Below are 26,026 nucleotides of genomic sequence, written 5' to 3'. Positions count from 1 at the left end.
AAGCGATTTCTCGTAACGCACCCCAAAAAATTAAAATGAACGATTTTGCATTACGCACTCACAGGAGTTTTTACCTCTTGTGGGAGTTTTTGCACTTTTGCCTCCTCTGCCATAAAATCAGCCAACTGAGCTTCAATCTGCTCTTTAACAATCTCGCGATACTCCACAAAATGCTCGATTTGAGCGCACACGGCTAAATAACTGCTGATTCCACCCTTATTGTGCCGATACATACTAAACAGGTTGCGCCAGAATTTTAAGCGAGTTTTGCGGACAACACCTTGTCGCCAACAAATTGTTAGAAACGCTCGAATTACCACCCAATCTAGTTTCTTTTTGGGACGTTTTCCTTTATTAGGATAAGTTGCTTCTCCTAAAATGCGGAAGTGACGGTAAGTACGGTCTAGAAAACGCTCCGGATCGTAAAGTGTCCAGAAGGCGTTGATATATTCGCGGGCAATTTCTTCTAGGGGACGAGTTGGGACATAGTTCATCAATGTTGTTTGATTGATGTTCGCTGATTCTCCTCGCAGTCGTCCTTCTTTCTTTAGCCGATGCCAGAGGGCGGTATCGGGTAAAGCTTGGAGCATACTAAATATGGCTGTGGGAATTGAGGTTTTCTCGACAAATTGGACAATGCGATCGCCTGCGCCCTGTTTCTCCCCATCAAAGCCAATAATAAACCCTGCCATCACCCGCAGTCCCGAACGCGCGATCGCCTCTACAGAATCGCTCAAAGAATCTCGTGTATTTTGAAACTTCTGCGTTAGCGCTAAACTGTCCTCATCGGGCGTTTCTATTCCTAAAAACACCGCCCCGAAGTTACACTGAACCATCATATCCATCAGTTCTTGATCCTTTGCCAAATCAACTGATGCTTCTGTGGCAAAAGAGAAAGGATACTGATGTTCAACCATCCAAGGTTGCAACTCTTTTAGGAACAACTTAACATTGCGCTTATTCCCAATAAAGTTGTCGTCCACCATGAAAATGCTGCGTCGCCAACCCAACTCATAAAGGCGTTCTAATTCAGCTATTAATTGGGCTGGGGCTTTTGTTCGGGGTTTGCGTCCGTAGAGAACAATAATGTCGCAGAATTCGCACTGAAAAGGACACCCGCGAGAAAACTGGACTGACATCTCCGAATAAGCGTCAAACTCCAGTAAATCGAAGCGAGGAATAGGCGTAATGGTTACATCTGGTCTTTCTCCCCCAGACCGGAAAATACCACCAGTGTCGCCCCGTTGAACTGCCTCCACAAACATCGGCAGAGTGATTTCCCCTTCATCCAAAATCAAATAATCTGCACCAGCAGCTTCTGCTTCTTTGGGTAACGCTGTTGGATAAGGGCCGCCTACTGCAACAGCTTTACCGCGTCTTTTTGCTTCTTGAATTTGGTCGATAAAATCTTCCTGCTGGACAATCATTGCTGAGAGAATCACCAAATCTGCCCATTCCCACTCAGCTTCAGTTACCGGGCGGATATTTCTATCTACTAGCTTAAATTCCCACTCTTGGGGGAGAATTGCTGCTACAGTTACTAAACCTAAAGGCGGTAGCATGGCTCTGCGATTTAGCAAAGCTAAGGTTTTTTCAAAAGACCAAAAACTTTTGGGAAATAGCGGATATAAAAGTAAAATTCGCATGAAATGTCCATCCTCACTTTATTTAAAGTCATTATTCATTAGTCATTAGTTCTTAGTTTTTGGTAGGGACACGGGCCGCCGTGTCCCTATAACTAATGGCTACTAACTAATGACTCTTCTGGCTTAATTTTCACCTCAGAAACTTCCGGTTTCTGTTTTGTCAGGGGTGCTAGATATTCAACTAATTGAGCCTCAATTTCGTCGCGAACAATTTGCCGATACTCCATGAAATGCTCATTGTGGGCGCAGAGGGTGAGGTAATGTTCCCATACTGCGGGGTTGTTCTTAATGATGCTAAACAAATGATGCCAGAATTTCCAGCGAGTCTGGCGTTTGAAGCCTTGACGCCAGACTACAATCGAAAGTGCCTTCAAATCTATCAGGCTGGGCATTTTGAAAGGGGCTTTTACTTTTGGTGCGCCTAGCATTAGGAAACAGCGATAGATGCGATCCAGATAGCGACTGGGTTCATACAAATCGCTAAATGCCTCGACATATTCTCTAGCGATGTCTTCTACAGGGCGCGTCGGGATAAAATTCATCAAAGTGGTCTGGTTAAGGTTGCCTTCTTTGCCCACCAGTCGCCCTTCTTTCTCTAGCCGGTACCACAAAGCTGTATTGGGGAGGGCTTGCAACATTCCAAAAGTTGTGGTAGGGATAGCAGTCAGTTCCGCAAATCGGACAATGCGATCGCCTGCGCCTTTTTTCTCGCCATCAAAGCCAATAATAAACCCAGCCATTGGTCGCAACCCGGCGCGTGTAATCATTTCCACAGCTTCGGCGAGGGAACTGCGCGTGTTTTGGAATTTCTTGGTCATCGACAGACTTTCCTCATCCGGCGTTTCAATTCCCAGAAACACAGCATCAAAATAACACTCAACCATCAGCTCTATCAATTCGGGATCTTGCGCCAAATCAATAGAAGCTTCTGTATTAAATTTGAAAGGATATTTGTGTTCAGCTTGCCAGACTTTCAACTCCTTGAGAAATAACTTGACATTGCGCTTATTCCCAATGAAGTTGTCATCCACCATAAACACACCGCGCCGCCATCCCAGTTGGTAGAGATACTCCAACTCTGCCAAAAGTTGCGCTGGGGTTTTAGTGCGGGGTTTGCGACCGTATAGCACAATGATGTCGCAAAATTCGCACTGGAAGGGACAACCCCGCGAAAACTGCACCGACATCGAATCGTAAGCATCAAATTCTAGCAAATCAAAGCGGGGAACTGGAGTTGTCGTGACATCTGGTTTTTCCCCATTGATGGCGCGGAAAATGCCCGATTTTTCGCCGCGCTCAATTGCTTCGACAAACATCGGCAGAGTAATTTCCCCTTCATCTAAAATCAGGAAATCTACACCCGCCTCTTGGACTTCTTCCGGTACAGAAGTTGGATAAGGGCCACCACAGGCCACCAGTTTACCGCGCCGCTTCGCTTCCCGGATTTGGTCAAGTAAATCTGGCTTTTGGACAATCATAGCGGAGAGAATTACCACATCTGCCCATTCCCACTCTGCGTCTGTCACAGAGCGAATATTTCTGTCTACCAGTTTAAATTCCCACTCTTGAGGTAAAATCGCCGCCACGGTCACTAAACCCAACGGCGGTAGCAAAACCTTACGGTTGACTAATTCCAGAATTTTCTCGTAAGACCAAAATGTTTTAGGAAAAAGAGGATAAACTAATAAAACTCTCATTGAATCTAAACCCTCACACTCTTCTAATTTTTTAGCTATTAGCTAATTCATAGCATAAGAGTTTAGCTGAATCCGGCTAATCTGGTTAATATAATTGTTTTTTTAAGGCTCCTGGTAGCAAAGGTACGCCGGAAGGAACACAAAGGGTAGGTTATAGGTTTTTAATCTAATCCTTATTTTTGTTCGCTACTTACTAGCCGCCTTTGCGTAAGGGTTGAGGCACGACAGCACTACCTTTGCGTTAAAAAACCCTTCTTGAGTGTCTACTCACCTTTAATTGCGGGCGGTTTTCTCTCGACTCCGCTAATTTTCAGCACCTCGGTGAAGGTGGCGCAGTAATTCGGCAGACCAAAGGTAGTCGGATTTATGGGATCTTGGTAGGTGAAATTACGGTAGCGCAAGCAAAATCGATCCCAAGGTGCCATCTGAATTCGGAACAAGACGATCAATAAATCGGCAAGTGAGAGAGTCAAAGGCACGCGGAAATAAATCTTTTTATCCAAATAGGCGCAGACTTCTTCTACGGCTTGATTTGCCGTCAGCGCTTCCTGTCCCAAAACTAACTGTCGCGGTTCTCCAGGTTTTGGGGGATGCTCGATGAGGTATTGCACCACAGTCGCAATATCCCGCGCATGGATAAAGTGGAAGCTGCCATCAGCTTTGAAAAAGCGAATCATGTCTATCCACTTGGCTACTCCTGGCAAACCGGAGGAAAGATGGGAGTAAGGTTTGTTGGTATCTCCTCCGAGTACCAGGGTGGGAAACAGGGTAGTGATGCGGGGTGCGATCGCTAGTTTCGATAACCGCTGCAAGCAGTCATACTTAGAACGGATATAGTCTGTCCCCAGTTGTGATGCTTCCTTGAGTGGTTCGTTGGAACGGTCGAGGACGCTGGCGGTGGAAAAGTAAATTACTTGTTGGCACACTGCTGGGTTAAGCAGGTTCAACAACCGGATGGTTTTGATAACGTTAACATCAAACACCTCTTGCGACCCGCCCCAAGCGGTAGCTGCCAAAACTGCAACATCCATTGTCTTGAGCAAATCGCCTATTCGCTCAACTTCTCGCAGGTCATAGTGCAGGATGGTAACGCCCGGTCTTGCTTCGTAGTCAATTCCCAGTTTATCTGGGTTTCTGACCAGCAGATACAGCTCGTGTTCTGTGTTTTGAATCAGGCTTTCGCTAATGTAGTGACCAATACAGCCACTCGCACCAGTCACCAAAATCCGCTTCGGGGTCATAAGGGGTTAGTCATTAGTAAGTTGCTTAAGAGCTAAGAGCTAATCGTGAAGCTCTTAGCTCTTAGCTATTAGCTCTTAGCTGATTTGGCAGTTTCAAAGAAGAATGCCACGTTTTCTTCGGGGGTGCTGGGTAAAACTCCGTGACCGAGGTTCATGATATGACCTTTTTTCCCAGCTTTGCGAATCGTGTCTAAAATGCGATCGCGTATGAACTCTTTCGAGCCAAATAAGGCGCACGGATCCATATTTCCCTGCACTCCCATATCAGAGCCAAGTCTTGCCCTTGCTTGAGCCATATCCACCGTCCAGTCTACGCTGACGATATCTACGCCGGATTGTGCCATCCTCTCAAGTATCCCAGCACTGCCATTAATGTATAGGATCAGTGGGGTATCTGGATGAGTTGCCTTCACCTGCTTGACAACTTGCTGCTGATATGGTAAAGCAAAACTTTCGTAGTCTTGAGGACTGAGTTGCCCCGCCCAAGAGTCGAACATCTGGACAACTTGAGCGCCGCAGTCGATTTGGTAGCGGACGTAAGTAGCAATTGAGTCTGCTAATTTCCCCAAAAATTTATGCAGCATTGCTGGCTCTGTGAAAGCCATGCTCTTGATAATCGTGTAATCTTTCGAGCTTTTGCCTTCAATTGCATAGGCCGCCAGCGTCCAAGGCGCACCGACAAAACCCAACACAGTTGCCTTATTACCGACTTCTTGACGCAAAGTTTGCAAAATTTCGCGGATGAAAGGCAGAGATTCCTCAGGTTCCAGGGGATGCAGTTTATCGATTTGCTCCAAAGAGCGGATGGGCGGATCGATTACTGGGCCACGACTTTCGATGATATCAAAGGGAATACCGAGTCCTGGCAGGGGGGTTAAGATATCGGAAAATAAAATTACCCCGTCTGGCTCAAAGGCGCGAAACGGTTGTAGCGAGATTTCGATAGCGAGTTCTGCTTTTTCAGAGCGATCGCGGAACGCAGGATACTTATCTCTTAAATCCCGATAAGCTTTCATATATCTACCCGCCTGCCGCATCATCCACACTGGCGGACGGTCTAAAACTTCTCCACGAGCTGCCCGCAGCAGATACGGTACTTGGGTTGCAACGGTCATCTAAACTTCACCTAAAGACTTTATTAAACACATTCGTTTAGCTTATCACTGTCGGATGGACGTTTAGACTATTTCCGCTCTCGACAACCCAAAATCTAAACTCTCTATTCGCCACTAGCCTTTGACAGACTAGCAGCTAATCCCCCTTTTTTTACCTAACCAAGCAGACGCCACCGATTTCCACCGTGCATTGCTGCTGTTTTCTAGCAGCTTCTAGGGTGCGAGAGTTGGGGTTATAGCTGTACTCGCCTGCGGGGAAAACGCGGTTGGGATTGGCACAGTACGTATACGTTTGTCCGCCTTCGAGATAAGACACGACAACTAAAGAAGTCCTTGCAGCCGGACAATTGTCCATAACTGTCAATCCAAACTCGTTTTGTAGGCGTTGTTTTCTGGTATCTGTGACTGTGGCTTGAGTAGTTGGGTTTTGAGTCGCAACCGTTCTCGGCTTTAACTCACCACTGCTAATGTCATAGTTATACTCCCCTGCTTTGACAAAGCGGTTGGGATTGGCACAGTACGTATACGTTTGACCATATTCCCGGAAAGTGACAGCGACCAAAGAATTTTTGTTTTCAGGACAGTTATCTAAAGTTCTTAAACCATACTCATTTTGCCAAACCTGTCTTCGAGGATCTGTGGCTGTAGGTTGAGTAGTTGGAGTTTGAGTAGCCGCAGTTTCTGTAATTCCTGACAGTGAAAGCGTATACCTACCTTTAGAGTTATTTTGTCCCAACACAAATAGTCTATATTCTCCACTTGTTGGCACTTGATATCGCAGCGTATTGCTTCTATCTTCAAAAGCAACTTGTCTGCCATCTTCTGAAGAAAACAGAACTAACACTGGCTGGAGATTAGTGCGGTTATCAGTTCCAACTGAGACTTGGATTGTGTCACCTTGTTTGGCGTTAAGAGTGTATTCTTCACCAAATCCTATCTCAACCGGATTACCTCTCCTAGCTGTGTTTATATAGCGAAATGTGGGAGAAATAGGACGGATCACCCCAGTTACGCTTTGATCATTCTTCAGTGGGGTTGCTGCTAAAGACGATATATTCGGGACGCTTGATAGCATCAAACCCGTGACAGCAAAGGTTGTCGCGAGTGTTTGGAAAAACTTACCGGACATTATTTTGTCATCTCCCATTAAGCAAAACTTCTTCTTACTGGGATCGTAGGCTTAAAATGCCTTCGTCTGCGTCTAGTAAACCGAGTATTCCTATAGGTAGAGCTGCGTTGCAACCATCGTGACCAAAAGGGAGATCGGAGACAATCGGAATGTTGAGAAGAGACAAGCGATCGCGCAAAACTTCCTCAATTGTCAAACTAGGAATATTAGGCGGAGCCTCACATCGGCTAAAGCGTCCCAAAGCAATTCCTCGGACTTTCTTAAAAGCACCAGAAAGTCGCCATTGGGTCAGCAATCTGTCGATGCGGTAAGGAACTTCAGTCACATCTTCCAGTGCCAAAATAACGCCATCAAGTTCAGGTTGTATCGGTGTGTTTAAAAAATGCGTCGCTACTGTCAGATTTGCTGGTAGCAAAATGCCACTCGCTTGGCCACCACCCCAACCTGTACCTTTCAAAGGTTCTACAGAACGCCCTTCCACCAAGTCAAATAGTCGCTGTTTTGACCACTCAGGCTCAGCTGCAATCGTCGTCAACAGCGGCCCATGAACGCCTGCAATCCCCTCCTTGCTAAGACTCCATAGCAAGCCTGTAACGTCAGAAAAGCCGATTAACCACTTGGGATTGGGGATTGGGGATTGGGGATTGGGGATTGGGACTTGCTTGTCCCTGGCTTGCCAAGTCCAATCTTCTAATAATCTGGCACTACCGTAACCACCTCTAGCACAAAGGATACCCTTACATTCTGGGTCATGCCATGCTTCTCGCAACTGGCGACGACGGTTCTCATCTGTTCCAGCAAGGTAGCCATAGCGATCGCTCACATTATCATCTACTTTTACTTGATACCCACGCGATCGCCATATCTCCACACCCTTTTCAAACGCCTCAACTTCACGCATTGCACCACTGGGGGCAATTACTCGTAGCAAATCCCCTGGTTGTAGGGCTGGTGGCAAAGAGCAAAGATTCATAATTGGGATGCCTAGACTCCGAAAAAAACTGTTTTAATCACCGAATAAACATAAGAACTAACGACACCGATACAGTTGATACGGAACCCCGATCCGATAATGTTCAGTTTGCTCAATATTACAAGTGTATTTATCAGAAAGGGCTAAATCTTGGGGATAATCCCTCCGCTTGAGTCCAGGGGCAACCACCCACAAGTTGAGCGGTTTTTCTAAGGGAGTTTGGAGCACAGACACCTCTTGCCAAACGTTATCATAACCAGTTTTTCTGTCTAAGAAAGCAAAATACGCTTTTTCATTTTCAAGCGATCGCTTCGACTCTAAAGCATCTATATTAGGTGTCCGTAGTTTGTCGAGTGCTAGTGCAAAGCTTAATCCCAACGCTACATCCTGAGAACTTTCGTATCCCACCACAACCATCAAACCAGCATCAGGTTCTATGTTCATGTTCTGGGCGACTCGCTGCGGGTTGAAGGGTTTTTGAAAGGTTAGGTTAAAAACCACAAACACACAACTTATAAAGGAAACTAAAAAGTAAAATGTAAAGAAGCCATTCGCGTTTCTATATCCGGTTGCCTTTTTAATTTTTACCTTGCTCAGATGAATAGTAAAAATAGCTCCCAAAATAGCGCACATAGCGGGATAATAAACAAAGTTATAACGAGGAGCAATAGTGATATCTTTGTCCAAAAGGTAGATAACAGCGAAGAATTGGAGCAGCACACACAGGCTGAAAATAACAAAAGTTAAAATTGCCCAATAACGACTTATATTGGGAATAAATTTTGACTTTACCCTGAAAGCATCAAAAATAACGTATTTTAAGAGCCAAACACCAAATAGAAGCATCAGCAGTCCATTTGTAACTGCAATCCAGAGAGGTTGGTTTTCTACTGGTAGAGAAACCACCATCACCAGCCAGCCAGCAAGAGTTTGATATAGGGGAGCAATATTATGTGGAGAAGGTAGCCAACTGGTTTCTGGGCGGTTGAAATGTGCCATTAAAACTTGCAACCACGGCAGATAGAATAAAAAAGGCAAGCAAGCAAAGGCAAGAGGTAAAAATAAAAGTCTTATATTCTTAGTTTTGCCGCGCCCATCGTTAAAGGAAGTTGGGGATATCCCATGAAGCCTTGTAACTTGCATGAAAATAAGGGCGAAGATTTGGGCGATGAAAGCGAGGATAAAAAAGTAGTGGACGTAGAAACCAATGCTGTTAAATATTCCCCAGGCTAGACAAACAAGGACTTGTGTTGAAATACCCTTTTCCCGGTTTTGCTGGATTTGAATTAATCCTAAAAGAGCTAAGGTAATTAGTAATACTGGCAAAGTATAGTGTCTTGCCTCTTGGGAAAGGTAAACTCCAAAAGGGGAAACAGCCATTATAGCGGCGGTAATTAAACCAGTGGTTCTGGAGAAAGCAACGCTACCCAGCCAGTAAATTGCCGCGATCGCAATTACTCCAAATATTGCTGGAAGCGATCGCACAGCCCACACCCACGACTTTAAAGCATCGGCATCAACTGAGTTTAACCAGGAAAGCCAGCTGTGCATTAAGCAAAAAAATAAGGGAGGATGGGTAGACTGAGTAGCAAGTGTTTGTGCAATTTCCGACCATGTGACTTCTGGGTTAAGCGTGAAAATTTGCTCTAATGTTGAGAGGGGAAAAGCTACATTTAGCGGTACGTCATCATAGGTGCGTCCCAAGCTAAATAACGCCGTAATTACCTCATCCAACCAAAGAGGTTTCAGGTCGAGATGCCAAAACCGCAAAGCAGCTCCCACACCAATTACCGCAGCCAGCGCTAAATAATGTAGAAAGAAATTAATAGATTGATTCATTTTTGTCCGTTGTCCATTGCTAATTGCTCGCTTGTTCAAAAGCCATCAGCCATTAGCCATTAGCCATTAGCCATCCTTCCATGAACGACGATAATCTAATTTCACCCGATGGTACACCCCAGCCGTCTATTGCACCTGTGCGGGAAGAGGCGATGCTGCGACTCCGCGATGGGCTGCGGGAAGGGCAGCAAAGCATGGCTGACTGGCGTTCTGGGCCGTTGGCGGTTTCTGCTGTCCCTGGCGCAGGTAAATCAACGGGGATGGCAGTAGCAGCTGCTTTAGCGATTGCTCGCGAACAGCTGCATACGCGACGCTATTTAGTCATCGTCACCTTTACCCGCTCTGCTGCTGCTAATATCAAAGCGAAAATTCGTCAGTGTCTCCGGGAAGATTTACTGCTACCACAAACAGGCTTTATTGTCCATACTTTACACGGTTTGGCGCTGAATATTGCCACTCGCCATCCAGAGTTATCGGGTTTGAATTTGGAAACGGCGACGGTGGTTTCTCCCAACCAAAGTCATCGGTTAATTCGAGACTGTGTAGAGCGATGGATTTCTGCTAATCATGGGCGTTACGGGACGCTGCTAGAGGGCATTCAATTTGATGGGGAAGAAACTGAGCGGTTGCGCCGTCAGGCAGTTTTACGGACTGAGGTGCTGCCTAGCATCGCCAACACAGTGATTCACGAAGCGAAAAGTTCTGGTCTCTTGCCGCAAGATTTGTGGGCATTGGCAAGGCAGACACCGGATGATTATGGGATTTTGAGCGTAGCAGCTGGATTGTACGAGCAGTATCAAGCATTATTGCGATCGCGTGACTTAATCGACTACGACGAAATGATTTTAGGCGCACTGCGCGTACTGAAAAACGACAGCGCCCGCCAATTGTGGCAGAATCAAGTTTTTGCCGTCTTTGAAGACGAAGCCCAAGACTCCAGCCCCCTCCAGAGTCAGCTGTTAGAAATTCTCGCTACTACAGATTACCCAACCGCCTTAGATTCAAACCAGAGCAATGTATCCCGTCTCTACAATCTTAATTTGGTGCGGGTAGGAGATCCTAACCAAGCCATCAACTCCACCTTCACCCCAGCCGACCCCATTTATTTCCGGCGGTTCTGCGAAGATTGTCAGCACCTCAACCGCTTGGCAACAATGGATCGAGCTGGTCGTAGTACCCCTATTATCATCGCCGCCGCTAACTTTGTTCTAGGCTGGGTGAATCAACAATCGGCAGCAGTCAACCGACAACGAACAAGAGACAACAAACAACCAACAGCCGAACTCCCGTTTCGTGAGCAAGAAATTCGCCCCGTTGATGCAGACGATCCGCAGACTGATGCCAATCCTAGCGCCACAGGTCGGGGACTGGAAATTTATAGTCCCCGCGATGTTTACCATACAGTTGAGTTAATTGGAGAGCGAGTTATTGAATTATTTGGGAAAACCCCAAATAGTCGGGCAGCTGTTTTGGTGCGGGAAAATCGGCAAGCCCGATTTGTTAAAGAGAAACTAGATTATCTGGAACGTCAGCACGATATTAAAGTGTTCGAGGTAGGAGAAAGCGATCGCCACTCCCGCGTTCCCGCTGAAATCCTCGCCATGCTGCAATTTCTCGACCGCCCTCATTCCCCAGACTACTTAAAAGCCGCACTAGAAGTCCTCGTCAAACGCGAACTAATTCCCACCCAAGATCTGAACGCCCTCGCCACCTTCCCAGAGCAATTTCTCTATCCAGGCCCCCTCGACCCAGCACAGACACCACCAGTGCAGCAGGCGGCGCGTTACTGTCGCAGTTTACTTCGCGCCCGCCTAGAACTCCCCCAGTACCAACTGCCAACTTTCCTGGCGCTAACCTTAAAATATGGCCAATCCGAGCTAGCCACAGCAGATAAATTAGCAGAACGAATTGCGATCGCTACCTCTGGCAACAGTTCCATGAGCGCCACACTAGAGGTACTGAGCGAAATTGTGAACTCGGAACGATTTGAACCCGTAGAAACGGAAGACACAGACGCTCGTTATATCCGTTCCGGTCAAGTCACCATCATCACCATGCACAAAGCCAAAGGGCTAGATTGGGATTACGTGTTTATCCCGTTTCTGCACGAGGATAGCATTCCTGGTAGTCCTTGGGTGCCAACAGCTGCCCAGTTTTTGGGTGATTTTACCTTAGCAGAAGTAGCTAGGGCGCAAATTCGCGCCCATCTCCACGGTCAAGTACCGCCAGTAGCACCCCTCGCCTGGGAACAAGCAGGACAACTCAAAGCCGCAGAAGAATTCCGCCTCCTCTATGTAGCCATGACACGGGCAAAGCGCCTACTCTGGATGTCCGCCTCCCAAAAAGGCCCTTTCCGCTGGAACACCTTCAACTGGAGCCATCAAGACAGCTTACAGGAGAAAAAACCTTGCCCAGTCATACCCGCGCTGAAGAGTCAGTTTCCGAAATCGGTAGTCACCTTATCTAGGATGCGGAGTTAATTTGCTTGCGCTTCATTACTTTCGTTGCACCCAAAGCACCAAAGGCTAATAAACCCAACACTGAAGCAGGTTCGGGAACCGGAGTGGTTTGAGTGGCAACTTGATAAGTTAGGTTGTCAAATCCAACTGAACCTGTGTTACTGAAATCTATAACTGCCCGTTTTACTGAAGTTCCGCTATAGGCAAAAGTTTTACCCACAACAGCCGCTCTTATCGGAGAGGGGAAAATAATGCCGATTGTGTCTTCATCCAGAATCACCTGCTGGATGCTAATAGAACTTAACGCCTCATTAAAGAGTTCAATAGTAAATGTAGGCATAGGCTCAAGAAAACTCACTAGCCTTGCCACGTCGAACATAAGTTCTGCCGTCGGCATGGTGAAATCAAGTGTAAGGATACCAGGGGCATCGGTTGCTAAGACGGGGGGTGATAAATCCAAATTATAGAGTAGAGTTCCTGGCGGGAGACCTCCTATTTCTGATAGATCCCAAGTTCTTACAACATTGTAGGTGGCAGCAGTTGAGTCTATTCCATCTACCTTGAAATCAAAGGTGACTCCCTTAAAACTTAAATCATCTACTGGTTGAGTCGGTAGCTCATCGAAAGTTAATTTGGTCAATGTAGCAGCCTGCACACTTTCAGGTGCCATCAGCGTAGATAAAGAAACTGAGCAGATTGTGCTGAAGGTTAAGGCTGAAAATGTTTTTCTTAAGGTAGCCATACGAGTTATTTCTCCAAAAGTTATAAGTTGATAAAAGTGCAATGCGATCGCATACCATCAGCCGTTAAGAAGGCTGTTTCTGTTTGCGCTTTAGTGCTGAAGTTGCACTCCATACACCAACCGCCCATAACCCCAAAAAGCCAGCAGGCTCCGGAACATCTTTTGGCGGTTCAACTACTATTGGATCGGCGCGAAAAATCCCGCTAGTGCCATTAGCAAGACTGGCAAAAAACGCCACCTGACCGGAATTATTCAATCCCTCTCGGTAAAAACTTAACTCTTGCACTGTCGAACCAAATAGGGTGTCACCAGTAACAGTTACCTTATCTTTGAGAGGATTGTTTCCAGTGAAAATGCCACTTCCTCCAGCATCTAAGCCTGCCAAAAAAGCTACTGTTCCAAAATCATTAATTGAGGGAGTACTAAAAAAGTTGTTAAAAGCGCCACTGCTATCAGCAATGGTGGTTGTTGTTGTGCCGTTGCCCGTAAAAACTCCGATACTTCCCGTATCTAGACCCGCAATAAAGGCTACATTGCCTGAATTATTAATGGAGGGGTCGCTAAAACCGCTAAAAATGCCGCTAGTATCAGCAATGGTCGTGATAATAGGCTCAGAGCCAAATGGGTTATCGTTGCCTGTGAAAATTCCACCTGCTATATCACTTTCATTATCAGACTGATATACGCCCCCTCTAAAGGCTACGGTTCCGGCATCGTTGAGCATAGGAATGCTAATGCTTTCAAAGACACCAGGTGCAATGGGCTGGCAAAAAACGCCGCCGCAGGAACGGCTGGAAATAGAGCCTCCGTTACTTATACGAATCCTGGTTTGCACGAAAACTCCTGTGAATTCTTCTAAGAAAGCTACAGTTCCAGCGTTATTGATGGAGGGGAAGAAAACGGCCTCTCGGGGGGTAGCAATCACAACCAATTCAAAGTTGGTTTCATCCTCACCCTTAAAAATTAATGTAGTAGATATACTAGAGCGAAGTTTAGTAAAAAAGGCTACGGTTTTTGCGTCATTAATGGAGAGGGAACTAAAGCTATTAAATATAGGCTCTCCGCTAGGATTGCCATAGCTGTTATTAGTGTCAACAACGGTGGTAGTTGTTGTGCCGTTGCTCGTGAATATCCCTTCGCCACCCACATCTAGTGCAGCATAAAAGGCGACGGTTCCTGTATTATTAAGGGCAGGGCTACCAAAGAAGTTATCATTGGGGTTACTATTACTAAAGCTGCTAAAAGAACTGTTGGTGTCAGCAATTTTTGTAAAATTGAAACTGGCAGCTTGTGCTTCTCCAGTTGCTAGCAAACCCAGACACAAACCCATCAACGCTGCTGGTATGTTAAAGTGTAATTTCATGGCTATTTTTATCCAGCAATTAGGTAACTGTTTATCTGCTATTTCTGTTTGCGTTTCATCACTGAAGTAGCACCGAAAGTACCAAAAGCCAGTAAACCCAACAAGCCAGCAGGTTCCGGAACATCTTTTGGCGGTTCAACTACTATTGGATCGGCGCGAAAAATTCCGCTAGTGCCATTAGCAAGACTGGCAAAAAACGCTACCTGACCGGAATTATTCAACCCTTCTCGGTAAAAACTTAACCCTTGCACTGTGGAACCAAATAGGGTGTCACCAGTAACAATTACCTTATCTTTGAAAGGATTGTTTCCAGTGAAAATGCCACTTCCTCCCGTATCTAAGCCTGCCAAAAAAGCCACTGTTCCAAAATCATTAATTGAGGGAGTACCAAAGCTGTTAAAAGCGCCACTGCTATCGGCAATAGTGGTTGTTGTCGTGCCGTTGCCCGTAAAAACTCCCCTACTTCCCGTATCTAGGGCAGCACTAAAGGCTACGGTTCCTGAATTATTAATGGAGGGGTCGCTAAAACTGTTAAAGGCACCATTGCTGTCAGCAATGGTGTTGGTGATAATTTCTCCATTATCTCTGGTGCCGTTGCCTGTGAAAATGCCGCTACTTAGGTCATCATAGAAGCTATCAGACTGATATACGTCAGCACTAAAGACTACGGTTCCTTGATCATTAATCATAGGCGCGCTAATCTTTTCAAAGACACCCGCAGCTGGTGGTTCGGTATAGAAGCGGGTGGAAGCAATAACACCCTCAACCGATTCTTTACCAGTCAAAATTGTGGTCAGCCCACTAAACCTTGAGATTGTTCGTAAGAAAGCTACAGTTCCGACGTTATTGATCGAGGGATAATCAATGCGCGTAAAACTATCTCCAGCCGCACCCTCTATTTCGTTTTGTAATTCGCTGGTAAAAATTCCTGTTCTTCCAAAATTAGCACTAAAAGCTACGTTCCCTACATCATTTATAGAGAAGGAACCAAGTTCACTAAGAGTATAGCCTACCGTTGGACTGCCAGGGGGGCTGCCAAAAAGGTTGTTCGTATTGGCAATGCTGGTCGTTGTGGTGCCGTTGCCCGTAAAGATACCTTTACCCCCTGCATCTAGAAAAGCCGAAAAAGCTACGGTGCCTTGATTATTGATAGCGGGAGTGGCAAAAATTGGCTCGTAATCACCCATGCCTTCCCCACGAAAACTGTCAAAAAAGCCACTTGTATCAGCAATCTTTGTAAAAGTGAAACTGGCAGCTTGTGCTTCTCCAGTTCCTAGCAACCCCAGACACAAACCCATCAATGCTGCTGGAAGGCTCAAGTGTAATTTCATGGCTATTTTTCTCCTATTTCTATTTACGCCGCTTGACAAAAGCACCCAAAGCACCAAATGCCAGTAAACCTAAGCCGGAAGCAGGTTCCGGAACATCTTTTGGTGGTTCAACTACTATTGGATCGGCGCGAAAAATTCCGCCAGTGCCATTAGCAAGACTGGCAAAAAACGCCACCTGACCGGAATTATTCAACCCCTCTCGGTAAAAACTTAACTCTTGCACTGTCGAACCAAATAGGGTGTCACCAGTAACAATTACCTTATCTTTGAGAGGATTGTTTCCAGTGAAAATGCCACTTCCTCCAGCATCTAAGCCTGCCAAAAAAGCTACTGTTCCAAAATCATTAATTGAGGGGGTACTAAAAAAGCTGTTAAAAGCGCCCCTGCTATCGGCAATAGTGGTCGTTGTCGTGCCGTTGCCCGTAAAAACTCCGCTACGTCCCGTATCTAGGACAGCACTAAAGGCTACGGTTCCTAAATTATTAATGGAGGGGTCGCTAAAACTGTTAAAGGCACCATTGCTGTCAGCAATGGTGTTGGTGATAATTTCTCCATCATCTCTTGTGCCGTTGCCTGTGAAAATTCCACTTGCTATAGCACTTTCATTATCAGACTGATATACATCAGCTTTAAAGGCTACAGTTCCTTGATCATTAATCATAGGAGTGCTGATGCTTTCAAAGACACCCACAGCTACTGGTTCGGTGTAGAAACGTGTAGAAGCAATAAAATCGTCAACCGATTCTTTACCAGTCACAATCCTGGTCAGCCCATTAAATCTTGAGATTGTTTGTAAGAAAGCTACAGTTCCGACGTTATTGATCGAAGGAGAATAAACGCGCGTAAAACTATCTCCAACCGCACCCTCTATTACGTTTTTTAATTCGCTGGTAAAAATTCCTGAAGTTCCAAAATAACCGCTAAAAGCCACGTTACCTACATCATTGATGGAGAAAGAACCAAGGTTGTCAACGAAAAAACCGGAGCTAGACTCAGCGGATTCGACCGGAAAGGGAGTGTTGGTATCGATAATAGTAGTAGTTGTGATACCGTTGCCTGTGAATATACCTTCACCCCCCGCATCTAGAACAGCAAAAAAGGCTACTGTTCCTTGATTATTGATAGCGGGAGCGGCAGAAATTGGCTCGTAACCACCAATGCCTTCGCCACGAAAACTGTCAAACGAGCCACTTGTATCGGCAATCTTTGTAAAAGTGAAACTGGCAGCTTGTGCTTCTCCAGCTGCCAGGAAGCCCAAACACAAGCCCATGATTACAGTCGATGCGCTTAAGTGTAATTTCATGGCTAATTTTCTCTTATTTCTATTTGCGCCGCTTGACAAAAGCACCGAAAGTACCAAATGCCAGTAAACCTAACATAGAAGCAGGTTCCGGAACATCTTTTGGTGGTTGGCCAGGCACTCCCTGATGATCGGCACGGAAAATGCCGGTAGTGCCATCAGCAAGGCTGGCAAAGAACGCCACCTGACCGGGATTATTTAATCCTTCCCGGAAAAAGCCAAGCGACGTTACGGTGGAACCAAATAAGGTGTCACCAGTGCTGATAACCTTATCAGTTAAAGGATTGGAGCCAGTAAAGATACCTGTCCCTCCCGCATCTAGACCCGCTAAAAAGGCTACTATTCCTGCATCGTTGATAGAGGCAGCACCAAAGTTGCTAAAGATGCCGCTAGTATCGGCAATGGTGTTGGTTGTGGTGCCGTTGCCTGTAAAGATGCCTTCTCCCCCGGCATCTAAGTCAGCGTTGAAGGCTACTGTTCCCTCGTTGTTGATGGAGGCAGCACCAACGTTACTAAAGATGCCGTTGGTGTCGGCAATGGTAGTTGTTGTGGTGCCATTGCCTGTGAAAATTCCGCTACCTCCCCCACTTAAACCTCTTCTGAAAGCCACGATTCCTTGATCATTGAGCGAGTTGGACTCGACGGAAAGACCGAGAGTGTCATCGACATTAGGAGCTTTACCACGGGCAATAGTCGTGGTGGTGGTTCCATTCGTTGTCACAACTGTGCTGTCATCTGATTCAGAGGTTCCTAAAAAGCTATATGAGAAGGCGACAGTTCCTTGATTATTGATTGATGGAGAATCGATGGTAACGCGGGTACGTCCATCGGTCGCCAACTCCCTAATAATGTTTGTTGTGGTTCCGTTGCTTGTAAAAATGCCTTTCCTGAATATTTGAATGCCACTTTCTGGGCCGGTCATTATGAATATTGGCTCTAGATCAGCATTAAAGGCAACGCTTCCTTCATCATTGATAGAGATATCACTAAAGGCCCTAATGGCGGATTGCGAGGAAACGGTGGTGTTGGAAATGGTAGTAATTGTTTCTCCATTTCCCGTAAAAATTCCTTCGCTTGTTCTGAAGGCGACAGTTCCTTGATTATTGATGACGGGAGCTTCAAAAAAAGAGCTAAACGAGCCGCTGTTATCAGCAATCTTGGTAAAGGTGAAGCTGGCAGCTTGTGCTTCTCCGGTTACTACTAAACTGAGGCATAATCCCATCAATGCTGCGGGAAGGCTCAAGTGTAATTTCATGGCTATTTTTCTCCTGCATTTAGGTAAATAACGTCAATTGTTTCCTAATAATCAATTAGGCAAACATTCATCCTCCCGAAGGCTGGATGTTTGTATGAGAAATGTTCCAAAGCGCGATCGCTACAATTTTCGTGTCAACAGAAACCGTGTATATCTCTGGCGTTCAACAAAAGCTATAAATCTTTGCGGAAATTAGATACTCTGACAATCTTGCGGTGATTTGTTTTCAGGGTTACTTCGCATTATCATGGAATCTTCACATATTCTTCAAACGAAATGCTAGTAGTTATACTGAATCTTTATCAAAACAATAAACTTTAAAACGCCCACCCAGGCAAAGAAAAACACCAAAGCCTTTACCTGGGAGGAAATCTAGCTCTAAGTGGTTATACTGAAAGTATATGAAGTTGTAGTAAAGCTGAGTAAGGTATGGACTTAAGGTAGATGCGTGAAAGTTAGCTTTTCTTAAGCGGTGGCACACAGAGGAAGTAGCCGATGGCTCCTGTGAAACCTAACTGGTGTGCAAAGTGTCACTCTTGATTTCAGGATATACGTCAAAATAACTATAGAAATTTTTAACGGCTTTAAGAAATAGCGGTGTAACTCGTATTCAAAAACATTTTGAAGATTTAAGAGGTGTTGAGGGCAGACAGATTGTCTACACTGCAAAAATGGGAATGGAAGGTTTGATTTGCTTAGTTAATATCCTTATATGACATAAAAAAGGATTGGGGATTGGGAATTGGGAAAAAGTCTTATCCAGCCCCAATCCCCCATTACTTGTCGGAAACCACATAATAGTGCTAATATTGTAGATTGTGTCGAATTAAAACAAGGTTATGCCCAAACTGAAAACCCGCAAAGCAGCGGCAAAGCGTTTCAGAGCTACTGGCAGCGGTAAAATAGTACGCCGCAAAGCCTTTAAAAGCCACTTGCTACAGCACAAGTCTTCTGACCGGAAACGGCGGATGTCTAAAATGGCGGTGGTGCATGAACGCGATGAAGAAAATGTACGCTTGATGCTGCCGTATTTGTAAGGAAGCAATTAGTCGCTAGTTTTTAGCTAATAACTAATAACTACTGACTAATACTACGAACTACTGACTACTGACCCTTAACCACTAACGACTAGCCATGACACGGGTAAAACGCGGTAATGTTGCTCGTAAACGCCGCAACAAAATTCTCAAACTAGCCAAAGGCTTCCGAGGTTCACACTCAACTCTGTTCCGGACGGCCAATCAACAGGTAATGAAGGCGCTGCGTAACGCTTATCGCGATCGCAAGAAGCGCAAGCGCGATTTCCGCAGTCTGTGGATTACGCGCATCAATGCAGCAGCACGTCAGCACGGCATTAGCTATAGCCAACTTATGGGTAAATTGAAAAAAGCTAATGTTCAGATAAATCGTAAGATGCTGGCGCAGATGGCTGTCCTCGATCCATCTAGTTTTGACCAAGTGCTGCAATTAGCTACTAAAGATTAGGGATGAAGGCAAAAGGATGAAGGATAAATTAATTTTGCCTATTGCCTTTTGCCTATTTTCTTTTTCTTTGTGCCTTTTGCAACCCCCCACCCCCTCCGACTCCCGCGCTGGCGGGGGAGAAATCAGAAAAATTTATTGGTGGGTGGTTGGGGGTATCGCCTCTTCTAATGCCGCTGAACTCAAAGAGATTCAAGAGCGTGGCTATCTGATTGTTGCAGTTAAAGATAATGTGCGGCCTCTAGGTTTCACAGATGCCAGTGGCAAACTGCAAGGGTTAGAAATTGACTTAGCTAGACGTTTGGCGGCGGAAATTCTGGGGAAACCGGATGCGGTGAGGTTGCAGCCAGTGGCAAACCGCGATCGCATCTCGGTAGTGCTGGAGGGTAAAGTCGATCTGACGATTGCCAGAGTAACGGCAACCTCATCGCGCGATCGCTTAGTTAACTTCAGCCTTCCCTACTATCTGGATGGCACTGCCTTAGTTACCAAGGACGCATCTTTACAGAAGCTAGATGATGTGCAAAATCAAAAGATTGCCGTCCTGAAAGGTTCTGATACGATTTCGCAGGTGCGTTTTATTATACCACAAGTTGAGCTAGTTGGTGTAGATTCTTATGAAGAGGCGCGATCGCTTCTAGAATCCGGTGGTGCCAGTGCCTTTGCCGCCGATGCCAGCGTTCTCACAGGCTGGGTGCAGGAGTATCCTCAGTATCGACTACTAAGTGTGCGACTCTCAGGACTCCCCTTAGCTGTAGTAATGCCCAAGGGATTGCAGTACGATAGTTTGCGGCAGCGGGTGAATGATGCGATCGCCCGTTGGAAGGCAGAAGGATGGCTACAGGAACGGATTAAGTATTGGGGGCTACCTCAGAGCGATACTCCACGGTTCCAGACACGATGAATCGCATCTCATCATAATAAAGTTAGAAGCAAAATTTTAATCTCTCTAATGGAAGGGCATGGATAACGAAATTCTGCCAATTTTCTATCTCTCGTTCTTGCTGGTACTGCTTGGTGCTGCTGCTGTGGCAATTGTGCGCCAGATTTTCAAAACTCGCAAAATTGAAAGCGCCCTCTCGCGGCTGCAAAAGAATCTGAAAGATAACCAAGGAACAACTCAAGAGTATTACGAACTGGGCAGCATCTATCTCGATAAAAAATTGTACGTACAGGCGATAAACCAGTTTCAAAAAGCCCTAAAAGCTGAAGATGCTGAATCAGAAAACCTTGCACCTGTATACAATGCTCTTGGCTTTGCTAACTTCTCTCAAGAGCAGTATGACGTAGCAATTCGCAACTACAAAGAAGCCTTGAAGCTAGATCCAGATTATGTCACAGCGCTCAATAACCTGGGCCATGTTTATGAGAAGAAGAAATTAACTTCTCAAGCCTTAGAAATGTATGAGGAATCGCTCAAACACGCACCGAACAATCCTACTGCCAAGCGTCGCGCCGAATCCTTACGTAGAAGGTTGGTTCCCTCTAGTTAATTGCAAATATACCCCACAGACTCTAGCCTGTGGCTACATAAACCAAGCCTACCTACAGAGGCTATAGAAAAAGCCCGCCTGCGCGGGCTTTTTCTATAGGTGCGACTTTAATCGTCAGGCGTTTTTACAAATGTCTAATGACCAATGACTAATCTTCCAGTTCCCATTGATCCTTGCTCATTTCTTCATCCAGAATTTTTTTCGGACGCAGCACCAAGATAACTTGTCCTAAAAGAGGGAAACTGGGAGCATCTGGGAACCACTGAAATTGCAATTCTCCTGACTCTTCAAATAAAAAGTAGCTATCAGCATCCCATTCCTGTTTAGCTCGATCTATCAGCAGCAGGATTGGTTCAGAATTGCTGCTTAATTGATTGGGTAAATAGCTACTATCGCAGAGAATTACTACTGGCTCTTGGGCTTTCAAAACGACTTGCCAACCGGGTAGAGAAACCCAAGATCCATTCCAAGATATCTTCACTAGCTCGAATGGCTTAATTGGTTCGACTAGCGGGATATTTTGCAAGTCAGCGGATTTTAGAGGGAGGACGCCCGCTACTGGGATTATGCGGGGTTGTTGCTCGTCTTCATCCTGCCGATACACGGGTAAAATAGGGGCTTTCCGCTTGGAAGTGCCTACAACTTCAGTAAGCAGCTGTTCTATCTGTTGTCGGGCGCTTTGGCTGTGGGCGAACATTAAGCCACGAGCAATAAAACGCGATCGCTCTGCCAAATCCGTTTGTTGTTTTGCCCGTCTCCAATATTGGTAGGCTACCGCATCTCCGGGATGGTTAGAAAATCCCTGCGGTAACGTCCGCATCCGGGAAAGCTCTTTCACGTCTTTTGCGACTTCACGGGCAACATCGGCATCCAGATTTCTGGATAATATAAATTCTGCCGTCGCAACTCGTTCTAGCTGGGTAAGAATACGCAATTCATACAAAATATCGCTACCTTTGCGAAAATAGTGCGATCGCGCTTCCAGGGACGCTTCACCATTCACCAATGACGTATAAACTTGAGAGCCGACAATAACTTGATTCTGCTGTATAGGCTCAAAACCAGTTGCCTCAAAAATCGCCTGGGGAGTGTAACCTGCTTTTTGCAATGTGGCACAGGCTTGTCCCCACTCAACCCAGCTGCCTTCTTTGCGCCGAAGACTAAGCAGTAAATCTTCGATATTCTCTTTCGCTTGCTCTGGTTGAGGGTTACGATCGGGAGTGTCTGAGGAAGATGTTTCAGTCATAATTACCGCAAGGAGCTTTCACAAGCTATCAAGTTACAAGCGACGTTCTTCAATGTATCGCGTTCGGGTCACTAATTTAGAAATTGAGAATTTAAAATTGAGAATTGAGAATTGGGAATCCCCAGACCCCATTCCCTAGCCCCCACTCCCAGTGTCCCTTTGATTAGGCAAAAACCGTAAATTCCTGGTTACATTCTTCGTTACAAAGATGCTACTAATAATTAACCTCTAGTTAAAAATGATTTGTACGTCCCAATCTGCACCAAGAAGTTGACCAAGAGTTTATTGTATCTTTATGGACAATGCTATTACGGATCTTGATACTATCAGCCGTCAGTTAATGAGTCTAGAGCGACCAAAAAAGCCTAAAATGTTGGTGGTAGACGATGAGCCAGATAATCTCGATCTGCTCTACCGCACTTTCCGCCGAGATTTCAATGTTCTGAGAGCCGAAAGCGGTATTCACGCCCTGGAAGTTTTGTCAGCAGAAGGGGAAGTTGCCGTAATTATCTCTGACCAGCGGATGCCAGAAATGAAGGGAACCGAATTTTTGAGCAGAACAGTTCCCAAGTTCCCAGATACGGTGCGAATCATCCTCACGGGTTTTACAGACGTTGAGGATTTGGTAGAAGCGATTAACTCTGGACAAGTTTACAAGTACATCACGAAGCCTTGGGACCCCAATGAACTCAAAGCCGTGGTGCAACGGGCAGCAGATACTTATGATTTGTTGAAGCAACGCACGGAGGAGCTGCATCGCGCTCAGGCACAAACAGCACTTCTAGCAACGATTGTGCAGGTAGCACAGGAGTCCCCCAGCTTAGAAGCGACGCTAGAGCCAATTGCTGATGCTTTTGGCAAAAGCTTTTGGGCAGATGGCTGCATTTTGCAGCTAGTGGACGGTGAGGCGCTGACTGAGGCTCAAGGAATTTACAGTTCCGCTCTTGACACAGAAAACTGGCTCTCTTTAGACCCCAGAGTAGAGGAGGCGATCGCATCCCGACAAGTTCAGGCTTGGGTGAATGCTCCGGGAAATACCGTTCCAGCTGGTATTGACCAATACCAAGCTTCAGGCCTTCAGGCGCATCTAGTTATCCCCATCGTCTATCGGGGTGAAGTGCTGGCGGTGCTATCACTCCAGTGGAAACGCCCCTGCAAATTGCGAGAAGATGAGCTGAAACTGATTCACTTATCCGCGCAGCAAGTTGGTCTAGTCCTCACCAGTACCCGATACCATAAGTAGTCATTGGTCATTAGTCATTGGCTAATGGCTAATGGCTTTTAAACAATTAGCAATTAGCAACAGACTAATGACTACTGACCAAAAGCAAATTCAAGCCATATTTGACCGCATTGCCCCAGTTTACGACCAGCTTAACGATCGCTTGAGTTTAGGGCAGCATCGCGTCTGGAAGCTGATGACAGTGAAGTGGATTGATTTAAGTATTGGTGATGTTTGCTTGGATGTATGCTGTGGCAGTGGCGATCTAGCTCAGCTAGTGGCACAGCGCGTCGGAGAAACCGGGCAAGTTTTTGGGGTAGATTTTTCATCAGAGCAGTTAGCGATCGCTCGCCAACGCTCCCAAAATCAACACCCGCCTCTACCCATCACCTGGATCGAAGCAGACGCACTAAATCTCCCCTTTCCCGACAACCACTTCGACTGCGCCACAATGGGCTACGGACTCCGCAACGTCACCAATATTCCCCGGTGTCTCCAAGAGTTGCACCGCGTCCTCAAGCCTGGTGCCAAAGCCGCTATGTTAGACTTCCATCGCCCCAGCAGTCCCCTACTGCGAAGCTTTCAGCAGTGGTATCTGGATAACATCGTCGTCCCAAATGCCAAAGAACTAGGATTGACCGAAGAATACGCCTACATTAGTCCCAGCCTAGATAAATTTCCCATAGGCAGCGAACAAGTTCATTTAGCCCGTCAAGCTGGATTTGACAAAGCTACTCACTATCAAATTGCTAGTGGGATGATGGGCATTTTAGTCGTAGCCAAAGCCTAATATGGGAATTAGGGGGAGTGGAGAGTTAAGAGTTAAGCGTTATAAATTAGCGCGATATGCAGCTTTTTCTGAACAGCCGCTTGTAAAGAGGGTTAGAGGGATCGAAACGCTAGACATAAGCGACAATATCCTGCCTAGCCGCCTTTCAAAAGGGGTGAGACAAAGACTGAAAGTTGCACTCGGCGTGAATTAGAGTGAATAAAACTCCTCGCCTACTCACTCCCCTATCCCTAAGCCCTGTCTAACTGGATCGCTACCTTGAATTGGTCTAACTTCTGGCTTTACGTCAGCCCCCCCATAGTTGGTGCAATTATTGGCTATTTCACCAACGATATTGCTATTAAAATGTTATTCCGCCCCTATCGTACTCTTTACATAGGAGGGCGGCGTGTACCTTTCACTCCCGGCTTGATTCCCCGAAATCAAGAGCGCCTAGCTAATCGGGTTTCTGCGACAATTATGGGGTCGCTGCTGACACCCCAAGAACTGCAAAACCTGGCGCGGCGGCTGTTGCATACTGAGCGCGTCCAGGCGGCAATTCTCTGGTTGCTCAAACTGGCACTAGAGCAAATTAAACCCGATAAATCGCAGAAAACCAGCAAAGTTCTGGCTGGAATTCTTCGGGATTTGCTCGGTCAGTCCTTACCCCGCATTATCAAAGTTTTAGCTCGTCGCGAAGATTTTCTGGAAGCTCAATTAAACCAAATTTTTGACCAGATTTTGCTGGATTTTCAGCTTAGTGAAGACCAAGCTAAAAAGCTTTCTGATTGGATATTGCAGGTGGTACTGCCACCAGATGTTTTGCGACAAACTATAGTAGATTTCTTGACAGATCGCAATATTCAAATTATTGATGAAGGCTTTCGAGAAAAGGCCAGTGGTACTTACTGGGTAGTAGCGAATTTGTTTGGTCTTCGCAATACGCTAACACGCTTGCGGACGTTTTGCCTGGATGAAAAAGAGGCGAGTAATGCACGTCTGGCAGAGTTAATAGTTTCCCTAGCGATTCGACAACGTTTGCAAGAATGGCTGCAAAATCTCTCTATGCAAAATTTGCCAGTTTCAACAGTGCGACAGCTGCGTAAAACTTTACGCGATGGTGTCCGCCAATATGTTCAAGAGCGTGGCACTGAATTAATGCAGGGATTGAGTCAATCTTTAGATTGGGAAAATATTGCCTCGTTGCTGCTTAATCGTTTGCGAACTTCTGCGGCTATAACTAATTCTTTGGGAGTGGTCAGCAAAGAATTGGCTTTAGTTTTAGAGCGTTATTTGGAGCGAGATTTAGAAAATATTGTCGCTCAAGTGATTCCCATTTTGAATATCGATCAGGTAATTATTGACCGAGTGAAGGCGACATCTGCGGCGGAACTGGAAACATCAATTCAAGGAATTGTGAAAAATGAGTTGCAAGCTATTGTCAATTTAGGCGGTATTTTGGGGTTTGTGGTGGGGTTGTTCCAGACGGTTGTGCTGCTGCTGCGTTAGCGTGTGCATTTCGATCCCGTCGCACTTTGGTGCGTGGGTACAACGGGATTTATCAACCCGCATTAGAAACCCGTTAAATACTACCTTAAACAAGTTAATGATTCTTTCGCCAACGCTTGCGTCATCTGAGGAAATCTTTGGGAGTGGGAATCCAAGTGTTCACAAGCGATCGCATCTGGCAAGATAAGGAGAAGTGTCGCATTCACAAAGGTCAT

General features: G+C 45.9%; 22 protein-coding genes. 8 read left to right on the top strand and 14 right to left on the bottom strand.

From position 1 onward, the window contains the following. Positions 1-50: 50 nt before the first annotated feature. The 7 genes from H6F63_RS22960 to H6F63_RS22930 form a co-directional block, all read right to left on the bottom strand. Positions 51-1,646 carry a B12-binding domain-containing radical SAM protein gene (locus H6F63_RS22960; RefSeq protein WP_190639711.1) on the bottom strand — a complete coding sequence of 532 codons (1,596 nt, stop codon included), beginning with the start codon at positions 1,644-1,646 and terminating at the stop codon, positions 51-53. 92 nt (positions 1,647-1,738) lie between these two features. Next, positions 1,739-3,343, bottom strand: a complete 1,605-nt coding sequence (locus H6F63_RS22955; RefSeq protein ID WP_190639710.1) for a B12-binding domain-containing radical SAM protein — start codon at positions 3,341-3,343, stop codon at positions 1,739-1,741. Between the two features lie 263 nt (positions 3,344-3,606). Then, entirely contained in the window at positions 3,607-4,584 is a 978-nt protein-coding gene (locus H6F63_RS22950) for an NAD(P)-dependent oxidoreductase (RefSeq protein ID WP_190639709.1), read from the bottom strand. Between the two features lie 68 nt (positions 4,585-4,652). Beyond that, positions 4,653-5,699 (bottom strand): uroporphyrinogen decarboxylase, encoded by a 1,047-nt coding sequence (gene hemE / locus H6F63_RS22945; protein WP_190639708.1) that lies wholly within the window; start codon positions 5,697-5,699, stop codon positions 4,653-4,655. Between the two features lie 151 nt (positions 5,700-5,850). Next, positions 5,851-6,828 (bottom strand): hypothetical protein, encoded by a 978-nt coding sequence (locus tag H6F63_RS22940; protein ID WP_190639707.1) that lies wholly within the window; start codon positions 6,826-6,828, stop codon positions 5,851-5,853. Between the two features lie 34 nt (positions 6,829-6,862). Then, positions 6,863-7,801, bottom strand: coding sequence for an LD-carboxypeptidase (locus tag H6F63_RS22935; RefSeq protein ID WP_190639706.1), 939 nt, complete (start codon positions 7,799-7,801; stop codon positions 6,863-6,865). A 57-nt stretch (positions 7,802-7,858) separates the two neighbouring features. Beyond that, the gene (locus H6F63_RS22930; RefSeq protein WP_190639705.1) at positions 7,859-9,640 is read right to left on the bottom strand and encodes a glycosyltransferase family 39 protein; all 1,782 of its coding nucleotides are present in this window, start codon (positions 9,638-9,640) and stop codon (positions 7,859-7,861) included. An 80-nt stretch (positions 9,641-9,720) separates the two neighbouring features. Between H6F63_RS22930 and H6F63_RS22925 the strand changes: the two genes are divergently transcribed. Beyond that, positions 9,721-12,120 carry an ATP-dependent helicase gene (locus H6F63_RS22925; protein ID WP_190639704.1) on the top strand — a complete coding sequence of 800 codons (2,400 nt, stop codon included), beginning with the start codon at positions 9,721-9,723 and terminating at the stop codon, positions 12,118-12,120. On the opposite strand, the gene H6F63_RS29525 is transcribed toward H6F63_RS22925, so the two are convergent. From H6F63_RS29525 to H6F63_RS22900, 5 genes are all read right to left on the bottom strand, one after another. After that, the gene (locus tag H6F63_RS29525) at positions 12,104-12,841 is read right to left on the bottom strand and encodes a PEP-CTERM sorting domain-containing protein (protein WP_199298223.1); all 738 of its coding nucleotides are present in this window, start codon (positions 12,839-12,841) and stop codon (positions 12,104-12,106) included. The genes H6F63_RS22925 and H6F63_RS29525 overlap by 17 nt on opposite strands. A gap of 64 nt (positions 12,842-12,905) precedes the next feature. Next, complete coding sequence (locus H6F63_RS22915) at positions 12,906-14,204, bottom strand: choice-of-anchor tandem repeat NxxGxxAF-containing protein (protein ID WP_190639703.1); 1,299 nt, start codon at positions 14,202-14,204, stop codon at positions 12,906-12,908. 38 nt (positions 14,205-14,242) lie between these two features. After that, positions 14,243-15,535, bottom strand: a complete 1,293-nt coding sequence (locus H6F63_RS22910; protein ID WP_190639702.1) for a choice-of-anchor tandem repeat NxxGxxAF-containing protein — start codon at positions 15,533-15,535, stop codon at positions 14,243-14,245. Between the two features lie 19 nt (positions 15,536-15,554). Beyond that, on the bottom strand, positions 15,555-16,838 hold the full coding sequence (locus H6F63_RS22905) for a PEP-CTERM sorting domain-containing protein (RefSeq protein WP_190639701.1): 1,284 nt from the start codon (positions 16,836-16,838) through the stop codon (positions 15,555-15,557). 19 nt (positions 16,839-16,857) lie between these two features. Next, a complete protein-coding gene (locus H6F63_RS22900) occupies positions 16,858-18,090 on the bottom strand; it encodes a PEP-CTERM sorting domain-containing protein (protein ID WP_190639700.1) in 1,233 nt (410 codons plus the stop codon). Positions 18,091-18,929: 839 nt separating this feature from the next. Between H6F63_RS22900 and rpmI the strand changes: the two genes are divergently transcribed. The 4 genes from rpmI (at position 18,930) to H6F63_RS22880 (ending at position 21,065) form a co-directional block, all read left to right on the top strand. Then, positions 18,930-19,127, top strand: a complete 198-nt coding sequence (gene rpmI, locus H6F63_RS22895) for a 50S ribosomal protein L35 (RefSeq protein WP_190421580.1) — start codon at positions 18,930-18,932, stop codon at positions 19,125-19,127. Between the two features lie 97 nt (positions 19,128-19,224). Then, complete coding sequence (rplT, locus tag H6F63_RS22890) at positions 19,225-19,575, top strand: 50S ribosomal protein L20 (RefSeq protein WP_190421582.1); 351 nt, start codon at positions 19,225-19,227, stop codon at positions 19,573-19,575. A gap of 16 nt (positions 19,576-19,591) precedes the next feature. Next, the gene (locus tag H6F63_RS22885; RefSeq protein WP_190639699.1) at positions 19,592-20,476 is read left to right on the top strand and encodes a transporter substrate-binding domain-containing protein; all 885 of its coding nucleotides are present in this window, start codon (positions 19,592-19,594) and stop codon (positions 20,474-20,476) included. 58 nt (positions 20,477-20,534) lie between these two features. After that, entirely contained in the window at positions 20,535-21,065 is a 531-nt protein-coding gene (locus tag H6F63_RS22880; protein ID WP_190442904.1) for a tetratricopeptide repeat protein, read from the top strand. A gap of 148 nt (positions 21,066-21,213) precedes the next feature. On the opposite strand, the gene H6F63_RS22875 is transcribed toward H6F63_RS22880, so the two are convergent. Further along, on the bottom strand, positions 21,214-22,311 hold the full coding sequence (locus tag H6F63_RS22875; protein WP_190639698.1) for a RuBisCO accumulation factor 1: 1,098 nt from the start codon (positions 22,309-22,311) through the stop codon (positions 21,214-21,216). Positions 22,312-22,606: 295 nt separating this feature from the next. On the opposite strand from H6F63_RS22875, the gene H6F63_RS22870 reads away from it, so the two are divergent. From H6F63_RS22870 to H6F63_RS22860, 3 genes are all read left to right on the top strand, one after another. Continuing rightward, complete coding sequence (locus tag H6F63_RS22870) at positions 22,607-23,554, top strand: response regulator (protein WP_190639697.1); 948 nt, start codon at positions 22,607-22,609, stop codon at positions 23,552-23,554. A gap of 67 nt (positions 23,555-23,621) precedes the next feature. Continuing rightward, complete coding sequence (ubiE, locus tag H6F63_RS22865; protein ID WP_190639696.1) at positions 23,622-24,323, top strand: bifunctional demethylmenaquinone methyltransferase/2-methoxy-6-polyprenyl-1,4-benzoquinol methylase UbiE; 702 nt, start codon at positions 23,622-23,624, stop codon at positions 24,321-24,323. Between the two features lie 258 nt (positions 24,324-24,581). Further along, the gene (locus H6F63_RS22860; protein WP_190639695.1) at positions 24,582-25,811 is read left to right on the top strand and encodes a DUF445 family protein; all 1,230 of its coding nucleotides are present in this window, start codon (positions 24,582-24,584) and stop codon (positions 25,809-25,811) included. Between the two features lie 80 nt (positions 25,812-25,891). On the opposite strand, the gene H6F63_RS30675 is transcribed toward H6F63_RS22860, so the two are convergent. Further along, complete coding sequence (locus tag H6F63_RS30675) at positions 25,892-26,026, bottom strand: hypothetical protein (protein ID WP_277876475.1); 135 nt, start codon at positions 26,024-26,026, stop codon at positions 25,892-25,894.

This window comes from Trichocoleus sp. FACHB-40, assembly GCF_014695915.1.
GTDB lineage: Bacteria > Cyanobacteriota > Cyanobacteriia > Cyanobacteriales > FACHB-T130 > Funiculus > Funiculus sociatus.
The sequence above is the reverse complement of the archived record's forward strand: the minus strand, read 5'-3'. Positions and strand labels throughout refer to the sequence as shown.